Here is a 24,697-nt window from a genome sequence, read left to right as displayed (position 1 = left end):
GGTGTGGCGGACCCCTTCGGTACCGCGCGGTTGCGGGCCGGGGTGTTGGCCGCCTGGCGGGATTCGCCGACGCGGCTGCGTGAGGACAGCGCCACCGAGGCGGATCTGGTCGCGGCGGGGTATCGGGACCGGCTGCTCACCGAGCTCGCGCAGAACGCGGCCGACGCCGCCGCGAAGGCGGGGGTGGCGGGTGAGCTGACCGTGTGGGTGGTCGACCACCGCCTGCACATCGCGAATACCGGTGCGCCCCTGAGCCTTTCCGGCGTGCACGCCCTGACGGCACTGCGTGCCTCCGAGAAGGGCGACACCACCCAGGTCGGCCGCTTCGGCGTCGGCTTCACCGCCGTGCGCTCGATCGGCGACGAGATCGAGATCCGCTCCACCACCGGATCCCTCCGCTTCTCCCGCGCGGCGACCCTGAACGCCCTGCACGACACCGGCATCGCCCTCCCCGACGACCTCGCCACCACCGCACCCCCGGTCCTCCGCCTGGCCTGGCCCGTCCCCACCACCCCCATCGATGGCGCCGACACCGAGGTGGTCATCCACCTCCGCGACGACATCGCCCCCGACACCCTCCTCGAAGCCATGCGCACCGAGGCCCCCGACCTCCTCCTCGAACTCCCGACCCTGCACCGCATCCGCATCGCCGCCGACGAGTTCACCAGCACACTGACCCCCCTCACCCCCGACACCGAACCCCTTGACCCGCACACAGATTCCCTCGGCGTGCGCGCGGATTCATTCGACCCGCACACAGATGCCCTCGGCGTGCGCGCGGATTCGCTCGACCCGCGCGTGGATTCCCTCGGTGTCGAGCCGCGCGCAGGCTTGCCCTTGTCGTCGGATTTGCTTGACTCGGGCGTGGATTCGGTCGGTGTCGGGTCGCATGCAGACTTGCCTTGGTCGTCGGATTTGCCTGGTTCGCAACCGGACTCGCTCGGGCTCGACGCAGTCGCCATTTCCGCAGACTCATCGGATGATGCCGATGCCGATGCCGATGCCGATGCCGATGCCGATGCCGATGCCGGTGCCGGTGCCGGTGCCGAAGCCGAAGCCGGGGGAGGGGGCGATCGAGTCGTTCCGTTCGGTGCGCTGACCATCACGTTCCCGTCCGGCGCCCAGCGCACGTGGTGGCAGTACCGCACACCCCGCGCGCGATGGCTGCTCCCGGTGCGCGACGGCCGCCCGGTCGCCGCCGCCCCGGATGTCCTGCGCGCGCCGACGCGATCCGACGAGGAACTGTCCCTCCCCGCGATCCTCATCGCCGACATCCCCATGCAGCCCGACCGCCGCCGCCTCCTCCCCGGCGCCCGCCTCACCGAGTTGGCTACGGGCTACGCGAATTTCGCCCGCGCCCTCCCACCGCGCGACCGCCTGGTCCTCGTCCCCACCCCCGGCTTCGCCCGCAGCGAGGCAGACGCCCTCCTCCGCGAAGCCCTGATCACCGAACTCCGCGACCACCCCTGGCTACCGGTATGCCCGACACACGACATCGCAACCCCGGACTCCCCCGACCCCGACGAACCCGCCCCGCACATCGGCGCAACCCCGTCCGAAGTCCGCACCGAATCCGCCGGATCCTCATCGAGCAGCCCCCTCCCCGACCTCGAAGCTCTCCTCGCCGCCATCGAAACCAACTCCGGCGCAGACGATGTAGCCACCCGATTCGGAACAGCCGACTCCACAGCAGGCTTCGCCGCCCTCGCCGACCCGTTCGCTTCCGGCGACTCGTGGCCGAACGGCAGCAACCCGGCTGCTCCCAGCATCTCGGACACTCCCGAAAAGCGTTTCGCGCCTTACGATTCTGGTCCGGTGAGTGCCGACGGGTCCAATCTCCCCGCTGCGATCGGCCCGAAGGTCCCCTGTAGTACCCCCTCCCGAGCGAGCGTATTCCCCGACCTCACACCGGAATTGGCGATCCTCCTCGCCGAGATCACCGGCCCCCTGGTGATCCCCGAACTGTCCGGTCGCGCGGCCCAGGACAAGCTCGCAGTCCTCGACGTGCACCGGCTCGGTCCGGCGGCGGTCAGCGACCTGTCGAGCGGCTTGGGTCGCGAACCGCGTTGGTGGCGACAGTTTTACGCCGCCTTGGAACCGTTCGTGACCGACACCAGAACCGCCGAGGAGTTCGGCGCACTGGCGGTGCCCCTGGCCGACGGCCGCCTCGTCACCGGCCCCCGTACGGTCGTGCTCGACGATCAGCTCACCGTGGCCGTCCCGGTGCACTGGGCCCGCCTGGTCCACCCGGACGCCGTGCACCCCCTCCTGGGCCGCCTGGGGGCCCGTAGCGCCACCGCCGACGACCTGCTCGCCGACCCGGGCCTGCACGACCTGCTCGACACCGACCCCGCCGACCCGGACACCGTCGCGGCTGTCCTGCAACTGGCCCCGCTGGCCATCGCGGACGCCCTGCCCGACTGGCTCGGCCTGCTCGAACTTCCCGATGACACCGGCGAACTCCGCCCGGCCGACGAGCTCCTGCTTCCCGGCGCCCCGCTCGCCGAGGTCCTCGCCCCGGATTCCCCCTTCGGCACGATCGCCGACACCGCCGTCGCCGAATACGGCGAACGAGCCCTGCGCGCGATCGGCGTCGGCTGGGGTTTCGCGGTGCTCACCGACCCCGAACCCATCGGCCCCGACCACGACCTAGACGACGAACAGTCCTGGTGGGACACCCTTTCCGAGGATCCCCGCGAACTCGTCGCCGTCCGCGACCTCGACCTCGTCGACGAGGACCGCTGGCCACAGGCCCTGCGCCACCTGCTCGCCGACCCGCGCACCCGCGCCCTGCTCGCCGACCGCGACGGCTACACCGTCTGGTGGCTGCACCACCACGCCCAGCTCGACGGCATCCGACTCGGCAGCCTGCGCCACCCCGCCGACCACGAATTCGCCGGTCTACTCACACCTTTCACCGCCGACGGCATCGAAGGCCCCGACCTCGACACCCTGCGCCCGATCCTGGTCCGCCCGGACATCATGACGCCCGCGCTGGCGGAGGAACTCCTCGACGCACTGGCCGACCCGTCGAAAACCCCGGCACCCCAGGTCATTTCCGACACGCACGCCCGCCTGGCCGCCGCCGTCGCCACCGGCGCGCTCGACCCACGCGACCTCGATCTCCCCGACCAGGTCCGCGCCCTGTCCGGCGCCGTCATCGACGCGAGCACCGCCTTCGTCCTCGACCACCCCTGCTTCGGTCTGGTCGTCCCCGCGAACCGTCTCGTCGTCGGCGACACCACCCACCCCGAAGCCCTCGCCACCCTCCTCGACCTCCCCTTGGTCTCGACGGAGATCGCCGCCGAAGTCCTCGGCACCGGCCACCGAACCCCCTGGTCAGCCGCCCCGCTCGGCGTGATCCTGTGCCAACTCTGGGCACCCCCGGACACCACCGGCGACCTGATCCAGCACGAAACCCTGGAAGTCCACCTCCGCGGCGCCCTGTCCGGCACCGTCACCGTCCCCTGGTGGACCGAAGGCCCCGACACCCACATCCAGGTCCCCCGCCTCACCCCACCCGCTTGAGCACGCCCGAACCGGCATCAGCTCGCGGGCCCCGAGAAGAGTGTCACGTCCGAACTAGGGACAGCTGAACCCAACTCAGCTCGCGTGCGCCGAGGAGAGTGTCACGTCCGAACCAGGGACAGGCGAACCCCCACTCAACTAGCGTGCGCCGAAACCATTTCCGCCAGCAGATCCAACTGAACCTCCACCGACTCACTGTCATCATCGACCAACCACCGCAGCACGATCCCGTCGATCACGCTCAGGATGAACCGGCTCAGCGTCGATACCGGTGTGTTCCACTGGGTTTCGGTGGCCTCGCGGCAATGGTCGATCACATCGGCGACGGTGTTGTCGTTGAACCCGTACTGTTCGCGGGCGATGGCCAGCTTGGCGGGGGTGGATTCGCCCTCGCGTAGTGCGTAGGTGGTGGTTTCGTAGGTGAGCAACTGCCGTTCGGGAGTGGCTTCGATGTTGCGCCACATCAGTTCCAAACCGCGCCGCACCAATTTCTGAAGTGCTTCTTTTCCTGTTCCGGCGTCTTCCCAGACTGTTTCATCGGAGTCGATGGAATCACGCAATTCCATCGACAGCGCTTTGACCAGCTCGGTCATCAGCGCGTCCTTGTTTTCGAAACAGTAATGCACCACACCGAGCGACACGCCTGCCGCATGGGCGACATCGCGCGTGGTCACGCCCGCTACGCCCTTTTTCTCGGCGAGACCGATCGCTGCCTCGATCAGGTGGGCCCGGCGTTCTTCGACACTCAATCGGGAGGACACTGTGCGAGTTAAGCGCTCGCGCAACGAACAGTCAATTCGCCGATCCGCCGAAAATCCTGGACAAACGACCAGTTTGTGTGGTTTTCTGCGAGCAGAAGTTGCGAAGGAGTCGCCTGATGCCACTATCCCGCCGCACCGTACTCGCTGCCACGGCACTGAGTGCCACTGCTTTGCCCATCATTGCGAGCGCGGAAAAGACGGTCGCGCAGGCGAATCCGGGCGCGTTCGAATTCGGTCTCGGATCCGCCGATCTCACCGGCCCGGCCGCCGAATGCGGGATGATGGGATACTCCCAACTCGAACAGACCACTGCCGGAATCCATCTGCGCCCGCGAGCCCGCGCCTTCGTGATCGGGGCGGCTGGGCAGCGGATCGCGTTCGTGGTCGCGGAGAACGGCGCGGTGTTCGGTTCCGTGCACGCGGCGGTGCTGGCTGCGCTCGCCCGCCGCTTCGGCGATCGCTACACCGAACACTCTGTCGTGCTCACCTCCACCCACTCCCACGCCGGATGCGGCGGCTCGGCCCACGACTACGCCTACACCCTGGCCACCTTGGGTTTTCAGCGCCAGGTCTTCGACGCCGAGGTCGACGGGATCGTCGAGGCGATCATCGCCGCCGACGCGGACTTCGCCCCCGGCACAATCGCCCTCGGCCGCGCCCGACTGCACAACGCCAGCGTGAACCGCTCCCGCGCCGCCTTCGACCGCAACCCGCCGTCCGACAGGGCCGTCTTCCCCGACGCGATCGACCCCGCCGTCACCACCCTGGTCTTCACCAGAGGTTCCCGCGAAGTGGGCGCCCTCACCTGGTTCGCCACCCACAACACCTCGATGACCAACGCCAACCGCCTGATCAGCTCCGACAACAAGGGTTACGCCAGCTACGCCGCCGAACACCTCGAACACGGCGTGCGCCACCTCGACGGCCCCGGCTACCTCGCCGCCTTCGCCCAGACTAACGCCGGTGACATGTCGCCCAACCTCAACCTCGCCCCCGGCGACGGCCCGACCACCGACGAGTTCGACAACACCAGAATCCTCGGCGAACGCCAGTACGCAGCCGCGAAACAGGCCGCCGCCCAGAGCATTACGCAGCGCCCCGCCGTCGCCTCGATGCTGTGCTACCTCGACCTCGCCGCCCTGGACATCGACGGCCGCTTCACCCCCGACGGATTCCCGCGCCGCACCTCACCTGCCGCCGCGGGCATCTCCCTGGCCGCGGGCAGCGTCGAGGACGGTCCCGGCCTGCCCGGCGGCCCGATCCCCGAGGGCGTGCGCAACCCGCTGGTCGACTTCCTCGGCGGCATCGACCACCCGCACCCCGCCTGGCTCGCCGACGCCCAAGCCCCCAAGGCGATCTTCGCGCCGCTGGGCCTGATGCCGCCCGTGCCGTGGGTGCCGAATGTGGTGCCGATCCAACTGATCCGCATCGGCGGCCTGTATCTGGCCGCCGCGGGCGCGGAGTTCACGATCGTCGCCGGGCTGCGGGTGCGCCGGGTGGTGGCGGAAGTTCTCGGCATCGACCTCGATCAGGTGCTGCTCCAGGGCTACTCGAACAACTACCACGAGTACGTCACCACTCCCGAGGAGTACGACGCCCAGCACTACGAGGGCGCCTCCACCCTGTTCGGCCGCTACACCCTGTGCGGCTATGTGCAGGAATTCACCCGCCTGGCAACCGCATTCGCCAACGGTGAGCCCGTCGACCGTGGCCCCGCCCCGCGCGACATCTCCGCCCTACAACCGAATTTCGCCACCGCTCCCGGCCCCGACGCCACCCCACCCGGCCGTGCCTTCGGCGACGTCCTCACCCAGCCCGCCGCCTGCCGCCGCGGTGAGCGAGCCTCCGTCGAGTTCGTCTCGGCCCACCCTCGACACAATCCCCGCCGCGGCCACACCTTCCTCGAAGTCCAGCGAAAGACCCCCGCGGGCTGGACCCGCGTGGCCAACGAGGGTCAGTGGGACGTTCGCTTCCACTGGCGCCGGGAAGGCGCTGTTTCCCTCGCCCACTTCACCTGGGACATCCCCGCGACCGCCGCGACCGGTCCGCACCGTTTCGTCCACTACGCCGACGCCATGATGGTCGACGGGACAGTGCAATTCGTCACTGGTACGAGTGCGGAGTTCGCGGTGACCTAGTCCGGGTCGAGCCCGACCTGCGCGCCCTTGTCGCCCCGGCGGGCCGAGCGCAGCTGTAACAGGAAGATCGAGGACCCCAGCACGCCCACTACCAGGCCCATCACGCAGACCGGACGGGCCTGCTCCCAGGCCGGCGTCACCCACACGACCACCGCCGCCACCGCCCAGAGGGCGAATCCGACCAGCACCACGGGGCGTGGATCGACCAGGAATCGGGGCAGGTGAGGTATCTCGGGACTGACGTGTCCGGCATCCATACCCAAACAGTAGCCGTGCGAAACCCGTCAGCCCAGCTCGATTTACCGTAGAGTCCTGCACTGTGACAACGCCATCGGACGTCCGTGCCCTGGCCGGTGATCTCTCACTGGCCGTCGTGCGGCTCACGAGACACCTGCGTGGTCGGCGTGCCGACGCGCAGATCTCGCTCACTCAGCTGTCGGCTCTGGCGACGCTGGCCCGTGATGGCGCGATGACGCCCGGCACGCTGGCCTCCAAGGAGCGCGTGCAACCGCCGTCGATGACCCGCGTCATCGCCTCACTGACCGACCTGGACCTGGTGCAGCGCCGCCCGCACCCGACCGACGGTCGACAGATCATCGTCTCGCTGTCCCCGGCCGGTCGCGCGCTCATCACCGACGAGGCCAACGCGCGCGAGGTGTGGATGACCGGCCAGCTCGCCGGACTGCGCCCCGATCAGATCGAGGTGCTCGGCGAAGCGGTCGGCATCATGAACCAGATCGTCGCCGAATCCGAGTGATCAGCGCGCCGCGTCCGACGAGACCACCTGGTGGCCGAGCGGGAACAGGGCCAGCGGCACCAGCTTGAGGTTCGCCCACGCGAACGGCAGGCCGATGATCGTCACCGCGAGCGCGAGGCTGGTCGCCACGTGCCCCAGCGCCAACCACCACCCGGCGAAGACGAACCAGATCACATTGCCGATCAGCGATCCGGCGCCGGCGCTCGGCTTGTCGACCACCGTGCGACCGAACGGCCACAGCACGTATCCGGCGATCCGTAGCGAGGCGATGCCGAACGGGATCGTGATGATCAGCACGAAGCAGATCACGGCCGCGAGCAGGTAACCCAGTGCCATCCAGAACCCGCACAGCACCACCCACAGAATGTTCAAGATCAACTGGATCGGCTTCATGCTTCCAGCATGCCAGGATTGGTCGGTGGCCGAAGTGATCGATATCGACGACCCCGCCGATCCGCGCGTGGACGACTTCCGTGACCTGTCCAACGCCGACCGCCGACCGGACCTGCCGGGGCGAAAAGGCCTGGTGATCGCGGAGGGCGTGGTGGTCGTGCAGCGGATGCTCGACTCGCGCTTCGCCCCCACCGCGCTGCTCGGGGTCGGAAAGCGCTTCGAGACCCTGGCACCGGACCTGGCCGATCGCGACATCCCGTACTACCGCGCGAGCGCGGAGGTGATGGCCGAGGTGGTCGGCTTCCATCTCAATCGCGGCGTGCTCGCGGTGGCGCCACGACCGGCCGAGTTGACGGTCGAGCAGGTGCTCGACGGGGCACGCACGGTCGCGGTGCTCGAGGGCGTGAACGACCACGAGAACCTGGGGTCGATGTTCCGCAACGCGGCCGGACTCGGCGCGGACGCGGTGCTGTTCGGCGACCGGTGCGCCGACCCGCTGTACCGGCGGGCGGTCCGGGTGTCGATGGGGCACGTGCTTCGGGTGCCGTTCGCGCAACTGCCACAGTGGCCCTCGGGACTGAACCTTTTGCGCGACAAAGGCTTCCAGATCATCGCCCTGACCCCGAATCCCGACGCGGAGAACCTGGCGACGGCGATGACGGGGGAGCGGGTGGCCCTGCTGCTCGGCGCCGAAGGCCCCGGCCTGACCGAGGAGGCCATGGCCGCCACCGATATTCGCGCCCGGATCCCGATGTCACCGGGCACCGATTCGCTCAATGTGGCGACCGCGGCGGCGATGGCGTTCTACGAGCGGGTGCGGCTGTCATGAGCCAGGAGTGCGAGGGCCCGTACCGGGCACAGACGGATTCGGTGCCGTGGGCGGCGGGGGTGACCGTGGCCGCGCTGGTCGCGGTGCTCGGCGCGGTCGCGGTGTTCGCCTTCGGGGCAGCGCTGGCCGCGGTCCATCCGCTGCTGGCGGTAGCGGTGAACGTGGTGGCCGTGGTCGGGGTCGCGCCGACGGCATGGCGGTGGCGGTTCACGCCGGTGGTGCGGTGGGTGCTGGCCGGTGCGGTGGCCGCGGTGGCCCTCGGCTGGCTCGCGGCGATCGCCTACGAGCTCAGCTGAGGCCCACTGCTAGTTGCCGGAGCTGCGCACGCCGAGCAGGACGTCTTCCCACGACGGCATGGGCGCCTTGCCCCGCTTGGTACGCGCGGGCTTGGGCTTCTCGGCGGCCGGTTCCTCCGGCTTGTCCTGCTGTGCGGCAGGCTGCGCCGGTGCGGCGGGCACCGGAGCGGCGGGCTTGGGCACGACCGGGATCGGCGCCGTAGGGGCCGCCGGAATCGCCGCCGCGCCACCGCCGGCCACGGCCTGACGCTGCTCGTAGTACTCGTCCATGTTCGGCGCGGGCCGGTTCTGCGGACGCGGCGTCGGCGGCACGTGCTCGCGCGGACGCGGCTCCACCGGGACCGGCACCGGCACCGGCGATTCCAACACCGGCGCGGGGGCCGCGGCGGGCGTGGGCAGGATCGTCGCCAGACCGCGCAGCGCGCGACCGAAGTCGGGATCGATCAGGTCGTTGGCCGGGTCGTCGAGCGGGGCGACCGAACCGCCGTGCGCGTCGGGCTGGTAGCGCCAGTGCGCCGCGATCTCGGAATGCCCGTGCCGCCACTGCAGTTGGGCGACCCAGAAACCCTTCTCGTCCTTCCAGGCATCCCACTCGGCCTGCTCGATGGTGTGCCCACGCTCGGCGAAGGCCGCGGTGACGACCTCGTGCAGCGTCTCCACCGCCGGACCGTCGGGGCGAACCGGGTGCGCCTTCTGCGCCAGTTCGGCCGCGCGAGCGCGCTCCAACAGCACGGGGTAGGCGAAACGTTCGACCTTGGCGGCCGGCATCCCGGACTCCGCGGTGACCTGATCCACGGAAGCGCCCGCGCGAATACGGGCCTGGATATCGCGAGGACGCATAGACGCTTCCGTTTCGATTTCGATCTGGCCGAATCGTGCGAGGTCGCCGCGTGCCGCCGCGCGGAGCTTGTCATCGGCGGGCAGCCGGAATTTGGTGCCGGACTCGGTGTCGCTGCACACGATGTGCGTGGAGTCGGGCGTCACCCCGATCACTCGAAGTTCGCGCACCGTTACCTCCCTATCGCGCCGGCTCCGTCTGCAAGGACACCGCCCACTTTCCTAGACAGTAGTGCACACTACTTGGCCGTGGGAGCAGACACGCACGACTCAAATCGCGCGCGGGAGCCGCGCAGGGGGCTAATCTGAGCGGCTCACCACCCGAATTCAGCTCGTGTGCAGGGCTTTTGGTGATAGATCAACATCAAATATCGATACCGAGATCTGTCAAAACTCCGCGAATATTGCGAATGTATGCAAAGAGCCGGTGCGCGGCAACCCGTGCGGGTTCACTACGCACCGGCTCGTCGCCGGTGACTTATCTCAGAGCTGGCCGACGACCCAGTCGATCGAACGGGTCAGCTGCGAAACATCTTCCGGGTCGATCGCCGGGAACATGCCCACGCGCAGCTGGTTGCGGCCCAGCTTGCGGTAGGGCTCGGTGTCGACGATGCCGTTGGCGCGCAGGATCTTGGCGACCTGAGCGGCATCCACCGCGTCGTCGAAGTCGATGGTGCCCACGACCTGCGAGCGGTGCGCCGGGTTCGACACGTACGGGGTGGCGAACGAGCTCGACTCGGCCCACGAGTACAGGCGCGAGGACGAATCCAGGGTGCGTTTGACGGTCCAGTCCAGGCCGCCGTTGGCGTTCATCCACTCGATCTGATCCGCGAACAGCAGCAGGGTGGCCAGCGCCGGGGTGTTGTAGGTCTGGTCCTTGGTGGAGTTGTCGACCGCGATCGGCAGCGACAGGAACTCCGGGGTCCAGCGACCCGAGGCCTTGATCTCCTCGACCCGGGCCAGCGCGGCCGGGCTCATGATCGCGATCCACAGGCCACCGTCGGCGGCGAAGCACTTCTGCGGGGCGAAGTAGTAGACGTCGGAGTCGGCGATGTTCACCGGCAGGCCGCCCGCGCCGGAGGTGGCGTCGATGGCGATCAGGGCGTTCTCCGAACCGACCGGACGCGACACCGGGATGGACACGCCGGTGGAGGTCTCGTTGTGGGCCCAGCCGATGAGGTCGACGCTCGGGTCCGACACGGGCTCGGGCGCGCTGCCCGGCTCGGCCTTGACGACGATCGGGTCACCGATGAAGGGGTTGCCCTTGGCGACCGAGGCGAACTTGGAGGAGAACTCGCCGTTGGTCAGGTGCAGCGAACGCTCACGGATCAGGCCGAACGCGGCGGCGTCCCAGAACGCGGTGGTGCCACCGTTGCCCAGCACGACCTCGTAGCCGTCGGGCAGGGAGAACAGTTCACGCAGGCCGTTGCGCACGCGCGCGACGACGTCCTTGACCGGCTTCTGCCGATGCGAGGTGCCGAACACCGAGGCGCCGACAGTCACCAGGGACTGCAGCTGCTCCGGGCGCACCTTGGAGGGGCCGCAGCCGAACCGGCCGTCGGCGGGCAAGAGGTCGGCGGGAATTGTCGGGAACGCACTGGTCATGCGGGCGAGTTTAGTGGTGGGCTGTTCGCGGCGGTCGGGGTGGGTGCGGGTGTGCGGCTGGGTAGCATTTTCGTGCAACTTCGCCGCCGTGCGGCCGGAAAAGTGGTCGAGGGTCGCCTGAGTGCACGAAAATGCCACACTTCGGCGTGGGCTGCGGGGAATTTGCCCTGGCGAGCGGGCCCGTCGCACTACGCTGCTGCCATGAGCCTTGTCGCGGTCGACTCCGGTCGGACCCTGCTCGACCGGTGGGTGTGGGTATTCGGGCGGCGACCTGGGTTGTTGTCGGAGGGCGCGCGGCGAGAACTCCTGGTCAGAGGGGTGCCCGCGCGGGCGAGCGTGCTGTCGGTGCGGGCGCGACACGGCGAGGGCGGCTATCGCTTCAGCGTGCGGGTCACGGTGCCGGGGGAGCAGCCCTACGACGCGCGGGTCCGGCAGCGAGTGCGTAGCCAGGACCTGGAGTGGATGCGGGCCGGTGACGTGGTCGACTGCCGGGTCGACCCCGGCCACCGCGACCGGCTCGCCCTGTTCGTCCCCGAAGCCCCCGAATCCGGCCGCAAGGCCGCCGCCAAGATCCTGGCCAACGGCCGCCGCGCCGAGGCGACCATCCTGGCCGTCACCCCCATCGCCGCCGACTACACCGGCCGCGAGGACCCCGTCCTACGCCTCGACCTGGAAATGCGGGCCTGGGACGAACCCCGACCGTGGCGCGTCCGCCTGATCCAACCGGTGCCGCTGGCCGCCGTCGGCCACATAGAACTGGGCACGCGCCTGGAAGCCGCCTTCTTCACCGTCGATCGCGGCGCCTCGGTCGCCCTCGATTTCAGCAGCTTCTGACCCACAGCTTCTGACCCGCGACGAAAAACGGCCCGGTCGAAGCGAATTCGACCGGGCCGCTCGATGTTCGGAGCGCGTCAGGCGTGCGCGATGGTGGACCAGCCCGCGACCTCTTCCGGGGTGCGCGGCGCGGGGCCGGTGTAGATGGCGGCGGGGCGCACGAGCTTGCCCAGCTGCTTCTGCTCGAGGATGTGCGCGCACCAGCCCGCGGTGCGGCCGCAGGTGAACATGGCGGGCATCATGTGGGCCGGGACCTCGGCGAAGTCGAGGATGACCGCGGCCCAGAACTCCACATTGGTCTCGATGGCCCGGTCGGGGCGGCGCTCGCGCAGCTCGGCCAGGGCGGCCTGCTCGAGCGCGGCGGCGACTTCGTAGCGGGGGGCGTCGAGGCGCTGGGCGGTGGCGCGCAGCACGCGGGCGCGGGGGTCCTCGGCGCGGTAGACGCGGTGACCGAAGCCCATCAGCTTCTCTTTACGGTCCAGGATGCCCTTGACCAGCGCGCGGGCGTCGCCGGTCTTCTCGACTTCCTCGATCATCGGCAGCACGCGGGCGGGGGCGCCGCCGTGCAGCGGACCGGACATGGCGCCGATGGCACCGGAGAGCGAGGCCGCCACGTCGGCGCCGGTGGAGGCGATCACGCGGGCGGTGAAGGTGGAGGCGTTCATGCCGTGCTCGGCCGCGGAGACCCAGTAGGCGTCGATCGCCTCGGTGTGGCGCGGGTCCGGGTCACCCTTCCAGCGGGTCATGAAACGCTCTGTGACGGTGGCACATTCGTCGATCTTGCGCTGCGGGACGGCGGGCTGGTAGATGCCGCGCGCGGACTGCGCCACGTAGGACAGCGCCATCACCGAGGCGCGGGCGAGGTTGTCGCGGGCGGTCTCGTCGTCGATGTCGAGCAGCGGCTCGTAGCCCCAGATCGGGGCGAGCATGGCCAGACCGGCCTGCACGTCCACTCGTACGTCACCGGTGTGCACCGGCAGCGGGAAGGGCTCGGCGGGCGGCAGACCGCGCCCGAACTGGCCGTCGACCAGCAGCGCCCACACATCACCGAAGGTCACCCGCTCGGCGACCAGATCCTGAATGTCGACGCCGCGATAACGTAGCGCGCCGCCGTCCTTGTCCGGCTCGGCGATATCGGTGGTGAAGGCCACCACGCCTTCCAAACCGCTGACGAAATCCTGGGGAACCGCGCTGGTCATGGTGACTCTCCTTGCAGGGGCATGCCGATCTGCTTGAACCATAGACCCGCAGATACGCCGGAGTAACGTCGCCCCTATGCGTGAACTCGACACTTCCGCACCGGTCCCGCCCGCCTCGCTCACCCTGTCCGAGGGCGCGGTGGATCTGAGCGCCATGCGCGTGGATTACGGCACCCTGCCCGCCAGCGACATCGACCTCGACGAGTCGTGGGTGGCCCAGGGCTGGGAACCGCTGCTGCGCCGCTGGATCGATCAGGCGCGCGAGCTCGGCGTCGCCGAACCCAACGCGATGGTGCTGGCCACCGTCTCGCTCGCCGGTCCCGTCCCGCGCCCGGTCGCGCGCACGGTGCTGTGCAAGGGCCTCTCGTCCGAGGGCGTCACCTTCTATACGAACTACGACTCGGCCAAGGGCACCCAGCTCGCCGCCGACCCCTACGCCGCCGCCAGCTTCGTGTGGCCCTCGCTGGCCCGGCAGGTGCATGTGCGCGGGGTGACCGAGCGGGTGTCCGCGGCGGTCACCGAGGCGTACTGGCAGCTGCGACCGCGCGAATCGCGGTTGGGCGCGTGGGCGTCGGCGCAGTCGCGTCCGATCGCCACCCGCGCCGATCTCGACGCGGCGCTGGTCGAGACCGAGGCCCGCTTCGCCGACGTCGACGACATCCCGGTGCCGCCGTTCTGGGGCGGCTATCTGCTGCGCCCCGACGAGGTCGAGTTCTGGCAGGGCAGGCGGGGGCGACTGCACAACCGGATCGTCGTGCGCGGCGACGGCGCCGTGGAGCGGTTGCAGCCGTAACGAGCATCACTGCGCGCAAACATAGGATGAAAGCGCGACGGTCGCTAATCTGCCGCGAGTGAAACTGCTCGCCGACACCGAACCCCTGCGCAATCGCGACTATCGCAGGCTCTGGACGACCAACATCGTCACCGTCATCGGCGCGCAGCTCTCGGTGGTCGCGGTCCCGCAGCAGATCTTCCAGATCACCGGCAGTTCCGGTTATGTCGGCCTGGCCGGGTTGTTCGGGCTGGTCCCGCTGGTGGTGTTCGGGCTGTGGGGCGGCGCGCTGGCCGATGTGATGGACCGGCGCACGCTGCTGATCATCACCACGGCGGGCACGGGTCTGACGGCGGTCGCGTTCTGGGTGCAGGCCGCGCTCGGGCTGAACAATGTGTGGCTGGTGCTCGGGCTGTTCGCCACCCAGCAGGCGTTCTTCGCGGTCAACCAACCCACCCGCAGCGCGCTCATCGCCCGGCTGCTGCCGCCGGAGCAGATGGCCTCGGCCAGCTCGCTGAGCATGACCGTGCAGAACGTCGGCATGATCGCGGGGCCGGTGCTGGCGGGCATCCTGATCCCGGTGATCGGGCTGCCGATGCTGTATCTGATCGACTCGATCGCGCTGCTCGCCACGCTGTGGGCGGTGTGGCTGCTGCCCGCGTTCCCGCCCACCGGCGAACAGCGGCGCGCCGGGTTGCGCGCGGTCCTGGACGGCTTCCGCTACCTCGGGGGCCAGCGGATCCTGCTCGCCTCGTTCGTCGTCGACATCATCGCCATGGTCTTCGGCATGCCGCGCGCGCTGTTCCCGCAGATCGCGCACGAGACCTTCCACGATCCGGCCGAGGGCGGGGCGGCGCTCGGCCTGCTGTTCGCGGCGATCGCGGTGGGGTCGGTGCTGGGCGGGATCTTCTCCGGGTGGATTCCCCGGGTGCGCAGGTAGGGGCTGGCGGTGATCGTGTGCATCGCGATCTGGGGCGTGATGATGATCGGGTTCGGGCTGGCGGTGCTGCTGGCCGGGCGCTGGTTCGGGCTGGGGGTGTGGCTGTGGATCGCGGTGGCGTTCCTGGCGCTGGGCGGCGCGGCCGACATGGTCTCGGCGGCGTTCCGCACGGCCATGCTGCTCACGGTGTCGACCGACGAGATGCGCGGGCGGTTGCAGGGCGTGTTCATCGTGGTCGTCGCAGGTGGGCCGAGGATCGGTGATGTTGCCCACGGTTTCGCCGCCGCCAGCATGGGTACCGCTGTTGCGGCCGCCGGTGGTGGCGTCCTCGTGGTGATCGGCGTGGTGATCGCCGCGCTGGCCTTCCCCGCGTTCGTCCGCTACCGGATCACCAGGGCACACTCCGAAACTGTGTCGAAATGAGTTGTGCGACAACGTAATACGCGAGATCACCCGCTCGAATTCGGTTCGTGTGCCCGGTCCGGGGCCCGCACCGGTCCTGACGGTGGCTAACGGGGATCGCCGCTGGTCCGTCGGTCGCCGGGCACCTCACCGTGGGATCGACACGGTGTGAGGACAGCGCAGGCCAACCCTGATTGCTCATCCGCGCCCGACAAGAGTTAGCGTTACACCCGAGTGCGCCTGTGCCGACCGCATCGGCGCTCGAGGATACGCGCCAGGTTTCAGGGCCCGGCGAGAATCTCAACAACAACACCTAGCCTGAGAGGGATCCTTCCGTGCCCGCTGAGAACATCCCCAACGTCACCGAAGACGCCAAAGCGGTACTCCAGTACCCCGGTGGCGAGTTCCCGATCTCGGTCACCCACGCCGCGGAGGGTAACGACGGGCTCGACTTGGGCAAGCTGCTGGCCAGTACCGGTTACGTCACCTATGACCCCGGTTTCATGAACACCGCCTCCACCAAGTCGGCGATCACCTACATCGACGGTGAAGCGGGCATCCTGCGCTACCGCGGGTACCCGATCGACCAGCTGGCGGGCCGTTCGACCTTCATCGAGGTCAGCTACCTGCTCATCTACGGCGAGCTGCCGACCCAGGCCCAGCTCGACGACTTCACCGATCGCATCCGTCGCCACACCCTGCTGCACGAGGACCTCAAGCGGTTCTTCGACGGCTTCCCGCGCAACGCGCACCCCATGCCGGTGCTGTCGTCCGCGGTGAACGCGCTGTCGGCGTACTACCAGGACTCCCTCGACCCGCGCGATCCCGAGCAGGTCGAACTCTCGACCATCCGCCTGCTGGCCAAGCTGCCGACCATCGCGGCGTACTCGTACAAGAAGTCGGTCGGTCAGCCGTTCCTCTACCCCGACAACTCGCTGTCGCTGGTCGAGAACTTCCTGCGGATGACCTTCGGCTTCCCGGCCGAGCCCTACGAGGTCGACCCCGAGGTCGCCGCCGCGCTCGACATGCTGCTGATCCTGCACGCCGATCACGAGCAGAACTGTTCCACCTCGACCGTGCGCCTGGTCGGTTCCTCCGATGCCAACCTGTTCACCTCGGTCTCCGGTGGCATCAACGCGCTGTGGGGCCCGCTGCACGGCGGTGCCAACCAGGCCGTGCTCGAGATGCTCGACGAGATCAAGGCCAACGGCGGCGACGTCAAGGAATTCATCCGCAAGGTCAAGAACAAGGAAGACGGCGTGAAGCTCATGGGCTTCGGGCACCGCGTCTACCGCAACTACGACCCGCGCGCGACGCTGGTCAAGCAGGCCGCCGACAAGATCCTGTCGAAGATCGGCGGCGACGACCAGCTGCTCGACATCGCCAAGCAGCTCGAAGAGGCCGCCCTCACCGACGACTACTTCGTCTCGCGTCGCCTGTACCCGAACGTCGACTTCTACACCGGCGTCATCTACCGCGCCATGGGCTTCCCGACCCGCATGTTCACCGTGCTGTTCGCCATGGGCCGCCTGCCGGGCTGGATCGCGCACTGGCGCGAGATGCACTCCGAGCCGCTCAAGATCGGACGCCCGCGTCAGATCTACACCGGCTACGGTGAGCGTGACTACTATGACATCGGAAATCGCTGACCTCTCACATCCGCGATTCATTGAGCCACTATCGAAGGGGATAGCCCGTATGACCAAGCCGGAGATCGAATTCCAGGAGGGCCCCGCGCCCACCGAGCTCGTCATCACCGACCTCATCGAGGGCGAAGGCAAGGAAGCGGTGCCCGGCGGCACCGTCGAGGTGCACTACGTCGGCGTCGAGTTCGACAACGGCGAGCAGTTCGACTCCTCGTGGGACCGCGGCGAATCCATCACCTTCCCGCTGCGCGGCCTGATCCAGGGCTGGCAGGACGGCATCCCCGGCATGAAGGTCGGCGGCCGCCGCCAGCTGGTCATCCCGCCGGAGCTGGCCTACGGCCCCGCAGGCGCGGGCCACGCCCTCTCGGGCAAGACCCTGGTCTTCGTGATCGACCTGCTCAACGCCAGCTGATCTCAGCGTTTTCGGCCCGTGTCCGCTCAGGCGGGCACGGGCCGTTGCTGTTTCACGGACCGCTATTTCACGAACGGTGAGTCCAACTTCTCGACCAGCCAGCGACCTTCGCTCAGCACCAAGCTGTTGTGGACGATCATCATCGTCGGTGCCGGAGTCGGGGCGGTGACGCTGGTGCGGACCTGGCTGAACACCGCGACGACGATCATCCGGTCACCATCGCCGGACTTGTACAGGCAGTCCAGGTTCTCGACTCGCGAGGTGACCTGGGCTTGGATCATGGCGAGCTCGAGCGCGGACCAGCCGGAATCGAAGTTCTCGCGCAGCGTGCCGGTCATCAGTCGGTCGACGCCGGATTTGTAGCCGCCCAGATCGGTGTGGGTGTAGTTCGTCATCGCGGTGGTGAGATCGCACGCCGCGACCTGGGCGGCCGCGCGTGCCTCGTCGCGGGCGATCGACGGGTGCGGCGGTACCGGTGGTTCTTCCTCGAGCAGCAGCGTTCCCGCCGTGATCCACCCCGCCACCGCCACCACCGCGGTGACAGCGGCGACGACCGGCCAGATCCAGCGCCGGGGCCGGCGCGGCGGCACCGGCATCGTGGAGTACGGCGCGTAGCCGGGGTTCGGCTGCTGACTCGCGGGTGCCGGGTACCCGAAACCGGGCTGCGGCGCGGGCACGTCGACCGGGGCGGTCGGTGTCGGTTGAGCCCACACGCTCGGCACGGGCGGACTGGGGATCTGGTCGGTCATGGCGTCCCCCTTTCGCGGATAACCCTATCGGAGTGGGGAACTCGTGCCGGCCGTCCGCTATTCGCGGACGACCTCGACCGGGTCGGTCAGGGCCAGCGCCAGCGCGGACTGTTGGGACTGGCCGCGCGGCGGCAGGGCTTCGAGGGCCTTGGCGGTTTGGGTGTTGAGGTTGCCGACGATGTTCTGGAGGGCGCCGACGCCGCCGGTGAGTTGTTCGATGGCCGAAACCAGTTGGGCGCCACCCTGTTCGGCGAGGGTGGGCAGGCCCTTGGCGAGTTCGGCGCCCTGGGTGAGTTGGTCGCGGGCGGCGTTGAGGCGGGCGACCACGGTGCGCAGCAGGGTGCCGAGGTCGGTGTTGGGATCGACTGCGGCGCCGGTCAATTCGCTCAGGCCGTCGAGCTGGGTGCCCGCCTGCGTCGAGACACCGCGCAGGGCTTCGAGTTTGGTGATGATGTCGGCCAGCTGCGGGTCGCCGGCGAAGGGCAGGCCCTTCAGCAGCGGCAGGATCTGGTCCAGGCCGGCGCCGAGGGCGGTCGCGCTGTTCTGGACGCCGGCGATGGTCACCCCGGTGACGCTGAGCGCGTCGGCCAACTGGGTGGCCTGCTTGGCGGCGCCGTCGACCGTCTGGTTCAGCAGCTCGATCGCCGAAGTGAGCTGTCCCGCACCCTGTTTGGCGTAGTCGAGAAAGCCGAGCAGCTGATCCGCGCCGCCGCTGAACTGATTCGCGCCATCGGCGGCCGCGTTCACCCCGGCCCCGAGCAGCTGCGCCGTGAACTGCACCGAGGTCATCTGATTGCGCGCCTGCGAGACGGCCGCCAGCGCCGCGTCCACCCCCGCCGCGCCGATCCGGTGGGTCACCGCGTCGACCGCGCCGTTCACCGCGTCGGCATCCGCGTTGTCGTGGGTGGTCACGGTGACCTTGGCGCGCCGGGGTTCCTGGGTGGCCAGGGTCGCCATCGAGGCGGTGAGATCGGCGGGCAGGGTGATCACGGCGGCGTAGTCGTTCGCATCGATCTCACCGGGCTTCGCCACGGTCCACTCGTGCCCGCCCGCGTCCTGCACGGCCTTGACCACCCGTTCGCCGGTGGGCCCGGTATCGGCGTTGACGAGGGCGATACCGGTGGGGGCCGAGTCCTTCGCCGTGCACGCGACGGCACCGCCCGCCAGTGCGACGGCGGTGACTAGGCAGAGCAGACGGGCGCGTTTGTCGATCACCACCGCGACGCTAGACCCGCACTTCGGTGCGGGCTGTGGGAGAGGTCTGAGAAATCGGTGAGGACCGGTTAGCCAACGGTGTGCCGATCACGCGGATTCGACAATAGCGAATTGATCTCAATATGCAGTGTGTCACAACAGGTTCCCATAGTTCTGGGGCGTTCGGTACAACTCCTGAGTCAATCGACATCGAGATTATTTCGATTCGTCCGGGGGGTTCGGGGATTCTTCGGAAGCATCGGGAGGGAGACATCGAACATGTTCAACCACACCGTCACTCGCGCGGGCCGTCGGGCCCTGCTGGCCGCCCTGCCGCTGGCCGTGGCCACCTCGCTCGTCACCACGGGCACCGCGGCCGCTGACGTCACCGTCGAGCGCGCCACCGAGATCGCCACCCAGCTCGGCAGCGAAGGCATCGCCGACGGCGTCGGCTACAAGACCTCGGTCTCGCCCGACCTGCGCACCATCTCCGCCACGGTCGACAACGCCACCTTCGTGCTCTCGCCCGACGCGGCCAACGTCTCGGTCATCTCCAACGCGGGCGCCAAGGTCAGCGAGTTCCCGCTGACGCTGGCCACCACCGGCGGCAACACCGTCGCGCTCGCCTCGGTGATCTCCGAGGACGGCCGCACCCTCTCGGTCGCCCCGCAGCTCTCGGCCGCCACCACCGACGAGCTGAAGAACATCGCCACCGACCCCAGCGCCGCCAACCACGACCCGGTGCAGAACGCCGCGGCCGCCGGTGCGGCGATCGGCGCGCTGTCCGCGGCCATCCTGTGCATCCCGACCCTGGCCGCGTTCATCATCGGCTACTTCTTCTGCGCGTTCCCGTCGGCGGTCTCGATGGCCATCACCGGCGCGGTCATCGGCGCGGTCATCGGTCTGGTCATCCCGGAGTCGGTTCCCCAGGTTCTGCCCTGATCGCAGGTTCAGTCGCTGAGCGTTAACTGTGCGGTATTCTCGCGAGTGTCTTCACCCGTGCCGGGTCTGGCACGGAACTCACGAGAGTGGAGGTTCGATGTCTGATACCGACAACACCACCGGCAAGGTCAAGGCCGAGGGCGAGAAGATCGAAGCCGACGCGAAGAAGGCAGCACACGACGTCAAGGAGGCCGCCGATCGCGCGGCCGGCAAGGTGAAGGACGCGTTCAAGCAGGACGACAAGAAGTAGCGCGACTTTCTTCGGCCCCGCCCCACGGTCACCGTGGGTGCGGGGCTTTCGCGTTCTCCGGGGCCGGGCGCACCGGCAGGTCGATGACCAGGCGGGCGCCGCCGAGCGGGCTGTCCGCGAAGTAGGCCAGCCCACCGTGCAACTGCGCCTGCTGGGCGACCAGGGCCAGCCCGAGCCCCGAGCCGCCCTTGGTGGCGTTGGTGCCGCGCGCGAACCGGGCGAAGACCGCCTCGCGTTCGCCGGGCGGTAGGCCGGTGCCGTTGTCGTCGACGGCGATCACGATGCGACCGTCGGTGGTGCGGTGCGCGGAGACGATCGCGGCGGTGGCGCCGCCGTGCTTGACCGAGTTGGTGAGCGCGTTGTCCACGGCCAGCCGCAGCCCCGCGGGCAGGCCGCGCGTCACCAGTTCGGCGTCGGTGTCGATGCGCACCGAGAGGCCGGGGTTGTGGCGCATGGCGTCGTGGGCGGCCTGATCGCACAGATCGGCCACATCGGTGGGCACGTGATCGGCCTCGGCGGTGAGATCGCCGCGCGCGAGGCGTTCCAGCGCGGTCAGGGTGGTTTCCACGCGGGTCTCGTTGCGGGCGAGGTCGTCGAGGATCTCGCGACGCTGGGTGTCGGTGAGGTCGAGGGTGCGCAGGACCTCGAGGTCGGTGCGGATCGCGGTGAGCGGGGTGCGCAGTTCGTGCGCGGACACGGCGGCGAAGTCGCGCGCGGTCTCGAGCGCGGCGGCGGTCTCGGCCTGGGCCTGATCCACCCGCGCGAGCATGGTGTTCACGGCCTCGGCCAGCTTCACCGCCTCGTCGACCCCGGAACCGTCGACCGGGTGCGCGGGTTCGTCCGGGCTGCCGACCGCCGAGACCTGCCTGGTCAGTTTCACGATCGGGCCGACGGCGCGGCCGGCCAGCAGCCAGCCCAGCGCCGCCGCGGCCGCCACCGCGATCGCCGCGCCCGCCAGCACCCAGCGCTGCTGGTCGTCGGTCGCCTTGGTGGCCTCGGTGGTGGGGATGGCGAGGGAGACCGTGCGGCCCTCGGGTTGGTTCTCGGTGGTGGTGAGCACCCGGTAGGGCTGGTCGTCGAGTTCGACGGTCCGCGAACCGGGGGACAGATCGGGCAGCTGCGTGGAGGTCGACGCGGTGACCTTGCCGTCGTCGCGCACGGTCAGCGCCATGGTGTTCTGCAGGCCGGTGAGGTTGACGAACCCGGTGGCCAGCACCGGCTCGATCAGCACGATGCGCGAGGCGATTTCCAGCTGCTGATCGGTCTGGGTGACATTATTGCGCTCGATGGCCTGGAAACCGACGAAAGCGGCGATGCTGACGATGATCACCGCACCGGCCGCGGCGGCCCCCGCGACCCGTGTTCTGAGCGAAAACGATTGTCTGCGACGACGTTTCGGTGGATCGGAGATCATTTCGATTCCCGGAGTACGAAACCCACCCCGCGAATCGTATGCAAAATCCTTGGCGTGTCATCTATTTCCAGTTTCCGTCGCAAATATCCGACGAAGACATCGACCACATTCGTATCGGCTATGAAATCGTATCCCCACACCAATTCCAGGAGCCGTTCTCGAGTCAACACCACACCCGCATTGCGCGCCAGTGTCGACAACAATTCGAATTCCCGTTTGGTGAGCTCGATTTCGCGCCCGTGCAGGGTCGCCCGATATCCGGCGACATCGATCATCAACGGGCCCAACGTGAGCGCGCCGGGCGCCACGGCCTCGGGCGTGTCGGTGCGGCGGCGCAGCAGGGCCTTGATCCGGGCGACCAGTTCGGCCAGTTCGAACGGTTTGACCAGGTAGTCGTCGGCGCCGGACTCCAGACCCGCGATCCGATCATCGACCGACGCGCGGGCGCTGAGCACGCAGATGGGCACGTCGTTGCCCATCGCGCGCAGCGCCGTGACCACGCCCGCGCCGTCGAGGATCGGCATGTTCATGTCCAGGACCACCGCGTCGGGGCCCTGCTCGGCGACCGCCCGCAGCGCGGCGGCCCCGTCGCGCGCGACCAGCACCTGGAAACCGGAAAGTCGCAGGCCACGTTCGACGGAGGCGAGAACGTCCTCGTCGTCGTCGACGACGAGAACCGTGGAGGAAGTCACAGTGGCGATCTTAGGGTGCCGGGGCGACCGGATCGTTGTCCTGCTCGGGGGAGCTGCTCGGGTTGCCCAGCGGCGGATTGGCCAGGATGCGGTCCGACAGCGCGGTGAGCACGCTGGGATCCTCGATGGTCGGCGGGGTTTCCACCTGCTCACCGGCGGTGAGCTGGCGGATCGTCTTGCGCAGGATCTTGCCGGAACGGGTCTTGGGCAGGCCGGAGACGACGATCGCGTCGTGCAGGGTGGCGATGGCCCCGATCTGGTTGCGCACCCGGTCGTCGAGTTCGGCGCGCAACTGCCGCTGCTCGTACTCGAAACCCTGCTTGAGCACCACATACGCCAGCGGCAGACTGCCCTTGAGCTCGTCGGGCATGCCGATCACCGCGCACTCGGCGATGGCGGGGTGCCCGGCGATGGCGGCCTCGATACTGCCCGCGGACAGCCGATGACCGGCGATATTGATGACGTCGTCGCTGCGGCCGAGGACGTAGAGGTAGCCGTCCTCGTCGAAGTAGCCGGAGTCGCCGGTGAGGTAGTGGCCGGGGAAGGTGGACAGGTAGGAGCGCACGAACCGCTCCCGATCGCGCCACAGCCCGGTCAGGCAGCCGGGGGGCAGCGGCAGGCCGATGACGATATTGCCCTCGGTTCCGGTGGGCACCGCGTTGCCGTTCGCGTCGAGCACCCGCAGCCGGTAACCGGGCACCGGGACACTCGACGAACCAGGCTTGACCGGCAGTTCCTGCAGGCCGAGCGGGTCGGCGCAGATCGGCCAGCCGGTCTCGGTCTGCCACCAGTGATCGACCACGGGGGTGTCGGGATGGTCGGCGAGCAGGGTGTTCGACGCCCATTCGAAGGTGGCCGGATCCAGGCGCTCACCCGCGCAGAACAGCGCGCGCAACCCGGACAGGTCGTAGCGGTGCGCGGCGATGGCGTCGGGGTCGGCGCGGCGGATCGCGCGCAGCGAGGTCGGCGCGGTGAACAGCACCCGCACGTTGTGCTCGTCGATGATCCGCCAGTACGTGCCCGCGTCCGGGGTGCCGACGGGCTTGCCCTCGTAGAGCAGCGTCGTCGCGCCGACGAGCAGCGGCGCGTAGACGATGTAGGAGTGGCCGACCACCCAGCCCACATCCGAGGCCGCCCAGAACACCTGACCGGGCCCGATGTCATAGATATTGCGCATCGACCAGGCCAGCGCGACCGCGTGGCCGCCGTTGTCGCGCACCACGCCCTTGGGCCGCCCGGTGGTGCCGGAGGTGTAGAGGATGTAGAGCGGATCGGTGGCCGCGACCGAGACCGGATCGGCGGGCGCGACGCCCCTGACGCTGTCGTTCCAGTCGATCCAGCGCGCGGCCACCGACTGCTGCGAGGACGGCAGCACCTCGGTGGCGGGCAGGTCGGCGCCGAATTCGATGGTCGGGAACTCGGGGCGCTGTTTGACGATCACCGTGCGCACCGAGGCCGTCTCGGCCAGGTCGAGCGCGGCCAGCACGATCGGCGGGTACTCGATGCGCCGGTTCGGTTCGAGCCCACCGGAGGCAGTGACGATCAACACCGGTTCGGCGTCGTCGATGCGGGCGGCCAGCTCGGGCGCGGCGAACCCGCCGAACACCACCGAGTGCACGGCCCCGATCCGGGCGCAGGCCAGCATCGCGATCACCGCTTCGGGGATCATCGGCAGGTAGATCACCACCCGATCACCGGCCACCACGCCCAGATCCCGCATGGCTCCGGCGAACTCGGCCACCAGGTCGAGTAATTCGGCGTAGGTATAGATCGTGGTGGTGTCCGTCATAGCGGAGGCATATATGAGGGCGGGTTGATCGGCGTGTCCCCCCTCGTCGACGGTGCCCGCCCGTACGTGCCGGTCCAGGGCGTTCACACAGGTGTTGAGGCGGGCGTCGGGGAACCAGCGCGCCGATCGCTTGTCGGCGGCGTCGACGATCTGCTGTGGTTCGACATCCCACTCGATGCCCTGAGCTGCGGCGGACCAGAAGTCGGCTGGGTCGACCAGGCTGGTCTGATAGACCGGCCGGTACTCGTGTTCGGTGTCCAACCCCGTGACTCCCTAGCCTCGCTTCGATGCCCGCTCGATAGATCCAGATGATTGTGG

At 69.0% G+C, this 24,697-nt stretch carries 22 protein-coding genes and 1 pseudogene; 12 read left to right on the top strand and 11 right to left on the bottom strand.

Going from position 1 to position 24,697, the window contains the following annotated elements; genetic code table 11:
• Positions 1-3: 3 nt before the first annotated feature.
• On the top strand, positions 4-3,528 hold the full coding sequence (locus ACFP3H_RS02065) for a sacsin N-terminal ATP-binding-like domain-containing protein (protein ID WP_378598624.1): 3,525 nt from the start codon (positions 4-6) through the stop codon (positions 3,526-3,528).
• Between the two features lie 134 nt (positions 3,529-3,662).
• On the opposite strand, the gene ACFP3H_RS02060 is transcribed toward ACFP3H_RS02065, so the two are convergent.
• A complete protein-coding gene (locus tag ACFP3H_RS02060) occupies positions 3,663-4,277 on the bottom strand; it encodes a TetR/AcrR family transcriptional regulator (protein WP_378598621.1) in 615 nt (204 codons plus the stop codon).
• A 128-nt stretch (positions 4,278-4,405) separates the two neighbouring features.
• Between ACFP3H_RS02060 and ACFP3H_RS02055 the strand changes: the two genes are divergently transcribed.
• Positions 4,406-6,427 (top strand): neutral/alkaline non-lysosomal ceramidase N-terminal domain-containing protein, encoded by a 2,022-nt coding sequence (locus ACFP3H_RS02055; protein WP_378598618.1) that lies wholly within the window; start codon positions 4,406-4,408, stop codon positions 6,425-6,427.
• On the opposite strand, the gene ACFP3H_RS02050 is transcribed toward ACFP3H_RS02055, so the two are convergent.
• Positions 6,424-6,684 carry a DUF2530 domain-containing protein gene (locus tag ACFP3H_RS02050; protein WP_378598615.1) on the bottom strand — a complete coding sequence of 87 codons (261 nt, stop codon included), beginning with the start codon at positions 6,682-6,684 and terminating at the stop codon, positions 6,424-6,426. The genes ACFP3H_RS02055 and ACFP3H_RS02050 overlap by 4 nt on opposite strands.
• A 62-nt stretch (positions 6,685-6,746) precedes the next feature.
• Between ACFP3H_RS02050 and ACFP3H_RS02045 the strand changes: the two genes are divergently transcribed.
• Complete coding sequence (locus ACFP3H_RS02045) at positions 6,747-7,184, top strand: MarR family winged helix-turn-helix transcriptional regulator (protein WP_378598612.1); 438 nt, start codon at positions 6,747-6,749, stop codon at positions 7,182-7,184.
• On the opposite strand, the gene ACFP3H_RS02040 is transcribed toward ACFP3H_RS02045, so the two are convergent.
• Positions 7,185-7,577, bottom strand: coding sequence for a YccF domain-containing protein (locus tag ACFP3H_RS02040; RefSeq protein ID WP_378598609.1), 393 nt, complete (start codon positions 7,575-7,577; stop codon positions 7,185-7,187). It abuts the gene before it with no gap.
• Positions 7,578-7,602: 25 nt separating this feature from the next.
• On the opposite strand from ACFP3H_RS02040, the gene ACFP3H_RS02035 reads away from it, so the two are divergent.
• Complete coding sequence (locus tag ACFP3H_RS02035) at positions 7,603-8,406, top strand: TrmH family RNA methyltransferase (protein WP_378598606.1); 804 nt, start codon at positions 7,603-7,605, stop codon at positions 8,404-8,406.
• Positions 8,403-8,702 carry a DUF2537 domain-containing protein gene (locus tag ACFP3H_RS02030; protein ID WP_378598604.1) on the top strand — a complete coding sequence of 100 codons (300 nt, stop codon included), beginning with the start codon at positions 8,403-8,405 and terminating at the stop codon, positions 8,700-8,702. Before ACFP3H_RS02035 ends, ACFP3H_RS02030 begins: the two co-directional genes overlap by 4 nt.
• Positions 8,703-8,711: 9 nt before the next feature.
• Here the strand turns inward: ACFP3H_RS02030 and sepH are convergent, their stop codons facing one another.
• Both sepH and serC read right to left on the bottom strand, forming a co-directional pair.
• Positions 8,712-9,710, bottom strand: coding sequence for a septation protein SepH (gene sepH / locus ACFP3H_RS02025; RefSeq protein ID WP_378598601.1), 999 nt, complete (start codon positions 9,708-9,710; stop codon positions 8,712-8,714).
• A gap of 312 nt (positions 9,711-10,022) precedes the next feature.
• Positions 10,023-11,144 carry a phosphoserine transaminase gene (gene serC / locus ACFP3H_RS02020; protein WP_378598598.1) on the bottom strand — a complete coding sequence of 374 codons (1,122 nt, stop codon included), beginning with the start codon at positions 11,142-11,144 and terminating at the stop codon, positions 10,023-10,025.
• A 201-nt stretch (positions 11,145-11,345) separates the two neighbouring features.
• Here serC and ACFP3H_RS02015 point away from each other — a divergent pair, with 201 nt between their 5' ends.
• Entirely contained in the window at positions 11,346-11,978 is a 633-nt protein-coding gene (locus tag ACFP3H_RS02015; protein ID WP_378598595.1) for a hypothetical protein, read from the top strand.
• A 77-nt stretch (positions 11,979-12,055) separates the two neighbouring features.
• Here the strand turns inward: ACFP3H_RS02015 and ACFP3H_RS02010 are convergent, their stop codons facing one another.
• Complete coding sequence (locus ACFP3H_RS02010) at positions 12,056-13,177, bottom strand: citrate synthase 2 (protein ID WP_378598592.1); 1,122 nt, start codon at positions 13,175-13,177, stop codon at positions 12,056-12,058.
• Positions 13,178-13,331: 154 nt separating this feature from the next.
• Between ACFP3H_RS02010 and pdxH the strand changes: the two genes are divergently transcribed.
• The 4 genes and pseudogenes from pdxH (at position 13,332) to ACFP3H_RS01990 (ending at position 17,349) form a co-directional block, all read left to right on the top strand.
• Positions 13,332-13,970 (top strand): pyridoxamine 5'-phosphate oxidase, encoded by a 639-nt coding sequence (gene pdxH / locus ACFP3H_RS02005; RefSeq protein ID WP_465263750.1) that lies wholly within the window; start codon positions 13,332-13,334, stop codon positions 13,968-13,970.
• A 58-nt stretch (positions 13,971-14,028) separates the two neighbouring features.
• Positions 14,029-15,312: pseudogene (locus tag ACFP3H_RS02000) on the top strand (MFS transporter).
• A gap of 314 nt (positions 15,313-15,626) precedes the next feature.
• Positions 15,627-16,940 (top strand): citrate synthase, encoded by a 1,314-nt coding sequence (locus ACFP3H_RS01995; RefSeq protein WP_378598586.1) that lies wholly within the window; start codon positions 15,627-15,629, stop codon positions 16,938-16,940.
• 49 nt (positions 16,941-16,989) lie between these two features.
• A complete protein-coding gene (locus ACFP3H_RS01990; protein ID WP_378598583.1) occupies positions 16,990-17,349 on the top strand; it encodes an FKBP-type peptidyl-prolyl cis-trans isomerase in 360 nt (119 codons plus the stop codon).
• A 62-nt stretch (positions 17,350-17,411) separates the two neighbouring features.
• Here ACFP3H_RS01990 and ACFP3H_RS01985 read toward each other — a convergent pair whose 3' ends face one another.
• Positions 17,412-18,098 carry a hypothetical protein gene (locus ACFP3H_RS01985; protein WP_378598581.1) on the bottom strand — a complete coding sequence of 229 codons (687 nt, stop codon included), beginning with the start codon at positions 18,096-18,098 and terminating at the stop codon, positions 17,412-17,414.
• A gap of 57 nt (positions 18,099-18,155) precedes the next feature.
• A complete protein-coding gene (locus ACFP3H_RS01980) occupies positions 18,156-19,313 on the bottom strand; it encodes a YhgE/Pip domain-containing protein (RefSeq protein ID WP_378598578.1) in 1,158 nt (385 codons plus the stop codon).
• 258 nt (positions 19,314-19,571) lie between these two features.
• Between ACFP3H_RS01980 and ACFP3H_RS01975 the strand changes: the two genes are divergently transcribed.
• Positions 19,572-20,234, top strand: coding sequence for a DUF8020 domain-containing protein (locus tag ACFP3H_RS01975; protein WP_378598575.1), 663 nt, complete (start codon positions 19,572-19,574; stop codon positions 20,232-20,234).
• Between the two features lie 97 nt (positions 20,235-20,331).
• Positions 20,332-20,484, top strand: a complete 153-nt coding sequence (locus tag ACFP3H_RS01970; protein ID WP_378598572.1) for a hypothetical protein — start codon at positions 20,332-20,334, stop codon at positions 20,482-20,484.
• A gap of 28 nt (positions 20,485-20,512) precedes the next feature.
• Here ACFP3H_RS01970 and ACFP3H_RS01965 read toward each other — a convergent pair whose 3' ends face one another.
• From ACFP3H_RS01965 to ACFP3H_RS01955, 3 genes are read right to left on the bottom strand one after another with little or no spacing between them, the layout of a single operon-like run.
• The gene (locus ACFP3H_RS01965; RefSeq protein ID WP_378598569.1) at positions 20,513-21,898 is read right to left on the bottom strand and encodes a sensor histidine kinase; all 1,386 of its coding nucleotides are present in this window, start codon (positions 21,896-21,898) and stop codon (positions 20,513-20,515) included.
• Positions 21,895-22,590, bottom strand: coding sequence for a response regulator transcription factor (locus ACFP3H_RS01960; protein ID WP_378598566.1), 696 nt, complete (start codon positions 22,588-22,590; stop codon positions 21,895-21,897). Before ACFP3H_RS01960 ends, ACFP3H_RS01965 begins: the two co-directional genes overlap by 4 nt.
• A gap of 10 nt (positions 22,591-22,600) precedes the next feature.
• Positions 22,601-24,640: an AMP-binding protein gene (locus ACFP3H_RS01955; protein ID WP_378598563.1), complete on the bottom strand. Its 2,040-nt coding sequence runs from the start codon at positions 24,638-24,640 to the stop codon at positions 22,601-22,603.
• Positions 24,641-24,697 lie beyond the last annotated feature (57 nt).

The sequence above is a fragment of the Nocardia lasii genome (genome assembly GCF_042658545.1).
In the GTDB taxonomy this organism is placed as follows: Bacteria; Actinomycetota; Actinomycetes; order Mycobacteriales; family Mycobacteriaceae; genus Nocardia; species Nocardia lasii.
The sequence above is the reverse complement of the archived record's forward strand: the minus strand, read 5'-3'. Positions and strand labels throughout refer to the sequence as shown.